This is a genomic window from Bacteroides sp. 2_2_4 (assembly GCF_000157055.1).
GTDB classification, from domain to species: Bacteria; Bacteroidota; Bacteroidia; order Bacteroidales; family Bacteroidaceae; genus Bacteroides; species Bacteroides ovatus.
This window is the reverse complement of sequence record NZ_EQ973359.1, coordinates 426,754-433,124: the sequence shown is the minus strand read 5'-3', so window position 1 is coordinate 433,124 and position 6,371 is coordinate 426,754. Positions and strand designations below refer to the sequence as shown.

Annotated in this window: 3 protein-coding genes; 2 read left to right on the top strand and 1 reads right to left on the bottom strand. The window is 39.0% G+C overall.

The features are described from left to right. Positions 1-54: 54 nt before the first annotated feature. Positions 55-1,746: an energy-dependent translational throttle protein EttA gene (ettA, locus tag BSCG_RS15255; protein ID WP_004311592.1), complete on the top strand. Its 1,692-nt coding sequence runs from the start codon at positions 55-57 to the stop codon at positions 1,744-1,746. Between the two features lie 216 nt (positions 1,747-1,962). Then, a complete protein-coding gene (locus tag BSCG_RS15260; RefSeq protein ID WP_004311593.1) occupies positions 1,963-5,208 on the top strand; it encodes a TonB-dependent receptor domain-containing protein in 3,246 nt (1,081 codons plus the stop codon). A gap of 47 nt (positions 5,209-5,255) precedes the next feature. Here BSCG_RS15260 and BSCG_RS15265 read toward each other — a convergent pair whose 3' ends face one another. Continuing rightward, on the bottom strand, positions 5,256-6,353 hold the full coding sequence (locus tag BSCG_RS15265) for an endonuclease/exonuclease/phosphatase family protein (protein ID WP_004311594.1): 1,098 nt from the start codon (positions 6,351-6,353) through the stop codon (positions 5,256-5,258). Positions 6,354-6,371 lie beyond the last annotated feature (18 nt).

Genomic DNA, 6,371 nt, shown 5'->3' with positions numbered 1-6,371 from the left:
TTCAAACATTTTTCTTATCTTTGTGCCATTATCAACAATATATAATCATACATTATGGCTGCTGACGATAAAAAAATTATCTTCTCAATGGTAGGAGTGAGCAAAGCTTTCACTCCTAATAAGAATGTGCTGAAAGACATTTACCTGTCGTTTTTCTATGGAGCGAAAATCGGTATTATCGGTTTGAACGGCTCTGGTAAATCAACGTTATTGAAGATCATCGCCGGTTTGGAGAAATCCTTTCAGGGAGAAGTGGTGTTTTCTCCGGGATATTCCGTGGGGTATTTGGCACAGGAACCTTATTTAGACAACACAAAGACAGTAAAAGAAGTAGTGATGGAAGGTGTGCAACCCATTGTTGACGCACTGACAGAATACGAAGAAATCAATCAGAAATTTGGTTTGCCGGAATATTATGAGGATCAGGATAAGATGGATGCTCTTTTTGCTCGCCAGGGTGAATTGCAAGATATCATTGATGCAACTGATGCATGGAATCTGGATAGCAAGTTGGAGCGTGCGATGGATGCTCTCCGTTGTCCGCCTGAAGATCAGCCGGTAGAAAATCTCTCTGGAGGTGAACGTCGCCGGGTGGCTCTTTGCCGTTTGTTGCTGCAGAAACCGGATGTGCTTTTGCTGGACGAACCTACTAACCACTTGGATGCAGAGTCTATTGACTGGTTGGAACAACATCTACAACAATATGAAGGTACGGTTATTGCTGTGACGCACGACCGTTACTTCCTCGATCACGTTGCCGGATGGATTCTTGAACTGGATCGTGGTGAAGGTATCCCCTGGAAAGGTAACTACTCTTCCTGGCTGGAACAGAAGACCAAACGTATGGAAATGGAAGAAAAGACTGCCAGCAAACGTCGTAAAACACTGGAACGTGAGTTGGAATGGGTACGCATGGCTCCGAAAGCCCGTCAGGCGAAAGGTAAGGCACGTCTTAACTCTTATGACAAATTGCTGAATGAGGACGTGAAGGAGAAAGAAGAGAAACTTGAAATCTTTATTCCGAATGGTCCCCGTCTAGGTAATAAGGTCATTGAAGCCAAACATGTGGCTAAAGCATACGGTGATAAATTGCTGTTTGACGATTTGAACTTTATGCTTCCTCCTAATGGTATTGTCGGTGTGATTGGTCCTAATGGTGCGGGAAAGACGACATTGTTCCGCCTAATTATGGGATTGGAAACAGTGGATAAAGGAGAATTTGAAGTAGGAGAGACTGTAAAGGTGGCGTATGTAGACCAGCAGCACAGAGATATTGATCCGAATAAGAGTGTATATCAGGTAATTTCCGGCGGTAATGAGTTGATCCGCATGGGTGGACGTGATGTGAATGCGCGTGCATATCTTTCCCGTTTCAATTTCTCCGGAGGCGATCAGGAAAAACTCTGCGGCGTACTGTCCGGTGGTGAAAGAAACCGTTTACACTTGGCGATGGCTTTGAAAGAAGAAGGTAATGTACTGTTGCTCGATGAGCCTACCAATGATATCGACGTAAACACACTGCGTGCTTTGGAAGAAGGTTTGGAAGATTTTGCCGGCTGTGCAGTAGTTATCTCACACGACCGTTGGTTCCTCGACCGTATCTGTACACACATCCTTGCTTTTGAAGGAGACTCCAATGTATTCTACTTTGAAGGTTCATATTCAGAATACGAAGAAAACAAAATGAAACGTTTGGGAAATGAAGAACCAAAACGTGTTCGTTATAGAAAGTTAATGACTGACTAGTATAAAGTAATAGATTGAAGTATTTATAATGCTTTCTGTTTCAAAATAAAAGGCTCTGCAAATATTGTGGAGCCTTTATCGTTTTATAACAAGGGAAAACGTTTATCTCTCTTAAAAAATTGTAGTATAATCGTAATGTAGTTCTAAATATTATTAATTATATTTGTGCACAGTTTTTAAAAGCAAACAATTTATATTAACTAATCAACTACATTTATGTTAAAGAGAATGCGATCTTTTTTAGTAGCGGCGATGCTCATGGTCATTGCTACCGTTAGTGCGCAGGTTACCACTTCTAGTATGAGTGGTAAGGTTACAGCACAAGATGAACCTATCATTGGAGCGACTGTGGTTGCAATCCACGAGCCGTCAGGTACACGTTATGGTACAGTGACTAATATCAGTGGTCAATTTAATTTGCAAGGTATGCGTACCGGTGGTCCTTACAAAGTTGAAGTTTCTTATGTTGGTTATCAGACTGCTATTTATAAAGGTGTAAATTTATCGTTAGGAGAAGTATACACTTTAAATGTAGTTTTAAAGGAAAGTTCTGAATTATTGGATGAAGTTATAGTAACAGCACAGAAAACAGTAGAGAAGATGGGGACTGTAACGAATGTGAGTGAGCGTCAGTTAACGACATTGCCTACTATTAATCGTAGTATTACTGACTTTACTAAACTTTCTCCTTATGCGGGTGGCAGTAATTCTTTTGCCGGACGTGATGGACGTTATAATACAATAACTGTGGATGGTGCAGCTTTGAACAATAATTTTGGTTTGAGTACTAATAATTTGCCGGGTGGAGATGCGCAGCCTATTTCACTTGATGCAATTGATGAAATTAGCGTTAATGTTTCTCCTTATAGTGTTACGTATTCCAATTTTACGGGAGCTTCTATTAATGCTGTAACCAAGAGTGGTACAAACGAATTAAAGGGAACAGTTTATACATATCAGAAACCAAAGAATTTTATAGGAAAATCTATTAACGATGTTGACGTTCCTAATGTGGAAAGTTATAAATCCAGTTTGTATGGCTTTACATTAGGAGCTCCGATAATAAAAAATAAACTATTCTTTTTTGTAAATGGAGAATTAGAAAATAGTACTAGCCCTGGTATTTTGTGGACTCCTAGTCAAGAAGAAGGTGGAAGTGGGGATAATCAAAATCATATTTCTAGAACTTGGATAAAGGATTTGAAGACAATAAGTGATTTTGTAAAGGATAAATATGGATATGATCCGGGAAGTTATGATAAATTTGATGATTTCGAGAGTAAAAATTGGAAGCTTATGGCTCGTTTGGATTGGAATATTAATAAAAGTCATAAACTGTCATTACGTTTTAACACAGTGAAATCAGAAAATGATGCTAGTATTAGTTCAACTTCTTCGGTAATCACTAAAGCTAATTCAAACCGTTATGGGGTTGATGCATTTGCATTTGGAAATTCCAACTATGGTTTTAGAAATATTGTAACGTCTCTTTCCGGTGAGTTGAATAGCAATTTTTCTTCTTCAGTACAAAACAAATTATTAGTGACTTATACCCATATCCGAGATTCTCGTACAACTAAGGGAGATGCGTTTCCAATGGTTGATATTTACAAGGACGGTAAGCAGTATATGACATTGGGTACAGAATTGTTTACTCCTTTTAATGATGTCGAGAATAATGTATTTAGTGTTACTGACAATGTAACTATTAATAAAGGAAACCATTTGATAACTGCCGGTGCAACATTTGAAAGACAGTATTTCATGAATTCATATTTACGTGCTCCTTATGGATATTATCGTTATGCTTCAATGGACGATTTTATGACGGGAGAAAAACCGATGCTGTATGGCATTACTTATGGATATAATGGAAAAGACGCTCCGGGAGCTGAACTGACATTTGGTATGTTGGGAGCTTATGCACAAGATGAATATTCTATTACACCTAATTTAAAATTGACATATGGATTACGCTTTGATTTACCGTTATATTTTGATGATTTGTTAGGGAATGCGGCTATCAAAGAACAGTCATTTAATGGAACGAATGTTGACGTATCCGAATGGCCGAAAAGTAAATTGTTAATATCTCCTCGTTTAGGATTTAATTGGGATATAAAAGGTGACCGTTCTATTGTTTTGACTGGAGGTACAGGCTTGTTTACAGGGTTATTACCATTTGTATGGTTCACTAACCAACCGACAAATGCAGGTCAGATGCAAAATATGGTCGAATTTGAGACTTCGGAATTACCGGCAAACTTTGCTTTTAATCCAAATTATAAAGAAACTCTTACCCAAAATCCGGATATGTTTCCATCAACTCCGGGAAATGAGGTCCCCGGTGCTATAGCTTATGTGGATCCGAATTTTAAAATGCCTCAAGTTTGGCGTAGTAATGTAAATGCAGAGTTTCAGTTACCTTATGGATTTATGCTTTCTGTTGGTGCTATGTATACACGTGATATATATAATGTTGTTCAGAAGAATATGAACGAAAAGGCCCCTTCTGGAACCTATAATGAACAACCGGGACGTGTATATTGGACTAAGAATAATTACTATGACAATCCTAAGACGAAAACCGTTATACAGTTGACTAATGGGGATGAAAAAGGTTATCAATATTCTTTTAATGCAGTATTAACGAAGAAATTTGATTTTGGCTTTACAGGTTCATTTGGGTACACTTATACAATGGCTAAAGATATGACGGCAAATCCAGGTTCATCGGCGGCTTCAGTATGGCAGAATAATGTTGCAGTTAATTCATTGAATGATCCGGGTGTCTCTTATTCTTTATTTTCTACCCCGCATCGTTTGATAGCTAATGCTTCTTATGAAGTTGCTTATGCGAATATGAAAACGACTGTTTCTTTGTTCTATACAGGTTACCAACAAGGACGTTTTTCTTATACCTATTCTAATGATATGAACGGTGACGGAAACTATTCCGATTTGATGTATGTGCCTGCTTCTAAAGAAGAAATGACATTTGTGGATATTAAAGATAAACAAAATAATGTGACTTATTCGGCGGTAGACCAACAAGAAGATTTTTGGAACTATGTAAATAATGACTCTTATTTGAATGATCACAAGGGGCAGTATGTAGAACGTGCTTCTTCTTTAGAACCGTGGATTCACCGTTTTGACATGAAGATAGCACAGGATTTTTATGCTAAGATTGGTAGCCGTAAGTACGGTATTCAAGTAAGTCTTGATATGTTGAATATTGGTAACTTATTAAATTCGAAGTGGGGGGCTTATCGCTCTTGCGGTTTGCAGAGTTATGATAATGTAAGGTTGTTAAAAACAGCAAGTAAGGTAGGAGAACCTCTTACTTATCAGATGAATGCATCTTCTCGCGAGGTGTTCCAGAAAAATTCTAAATGGGATTATACTGCTTCTACAGGTAGTGCATGGCAGATGCAGTTAGGCGTTAAGTTTACATTCTAGAATATTTATATAAAAAGATGCTTCGTTCAATAAACGGAGCATCTTTTTTATTTCATCCTCATCACCACCGGATTATGATCGCTATAATTAAGATCCGGCGAGAAGTAATCCGTGCTATTCAGTTCCGGTGAATGGAGAATATAGTCGATTCTCAACAGATGCTTGAAGTACTTGAAAGTATACATATACCCATGCCCGCTCCTCTGAAAACCATCCTGCAACTTATCACCTTTTATAGTATGATAAACATACGAAGACGGCAGAGAGTTAAAGTCACCGCAGACTAGAGTAGGATAGGGGGAGGCGGCTATCAGTTGCTTGAGAAGATCAGCTTGTACGGCCCGTTTCCGGAAATTCTCATGTAAGCCGTCGATAAGTCCCAGGGCAGCATGTTCCACTCTTTGGGAATCATCCGTACGAAGTCCCTTTTCCAGTTTGCGCTTGTTCTGGCTTACTTCCGTTGTTTGGAGATGATTGTTGAACAGGCGGATGGTGCGACCATTGATTTCAATATCACATGCAAGACTGCAATTTTTCGAATCAGGATAGATGATAAGATGCTCCTCCTTGATAGGATAACGGCTGAAAACAGCCAGTTGCAACAGATTCTTCCCTTCGGGCGAAGAAGGAATATAATGATACGGCCAATTAGAAAGAGCTGCGTATATACTATCGATGCCAAACTCATCGTTAATGCCAAATTCTTGAAAACAGAGAATATCTGCTTGCAGATTTCTCATGTAAGAAGCAATCTCCTTGCATGAGTAGCCGGTATGCTCGTGGTTAAAGGCATCGACGTTGTAAGTAGCAACCGTCAACACTCCCGGAGTATATACATTCATTTTAACCATCGGTGACGAAGCCGGACTGAAAAAAGGCGATTGTAATACACAGCTTATATACCCCCAATTGCTGAATATAGCAATCAGAGGGATGAAAACCCAGCACCGCCAACGAATCGTCCAGTAGATAGCAGAAGCAAGATTAGCCAATAAAAGTATCGGCAGTATCAAACCGATGAAAGGCATAAATTTGAAACTATCCGGTGCGGCATTGCCTACGAAAGCACCCGCAATGGTAACTCCTGCCAAAATACTGGTCAGCACGATGGATATGTAATAAAACAGTCTGTAAAAGGCTTTCATTTAATCTAAATTATTTGC

Coding starts and splice junctions, on each gene's coding strand:
- ettA (WP_004311592.1), top strand. CDS start 55: ATGGCTGCTGACGATAAAAAAATTATCTTCTCAATGGTAGGAGTGAGC.
- BSCG_RS15260 (WP_004311593.1), top strand. CDS start 1,963: ATGTTAAAGAGAATGCGATCTTTTTTAGTAGCGGCGATGCTCATGGTC.
- BSCG_RS15265 (WP_004311594.1), bottom strand. CDS start 6,353: ATGAAAGCCTTTTACAGACTGTTTTATTACATATCCATCGTGCTGACC.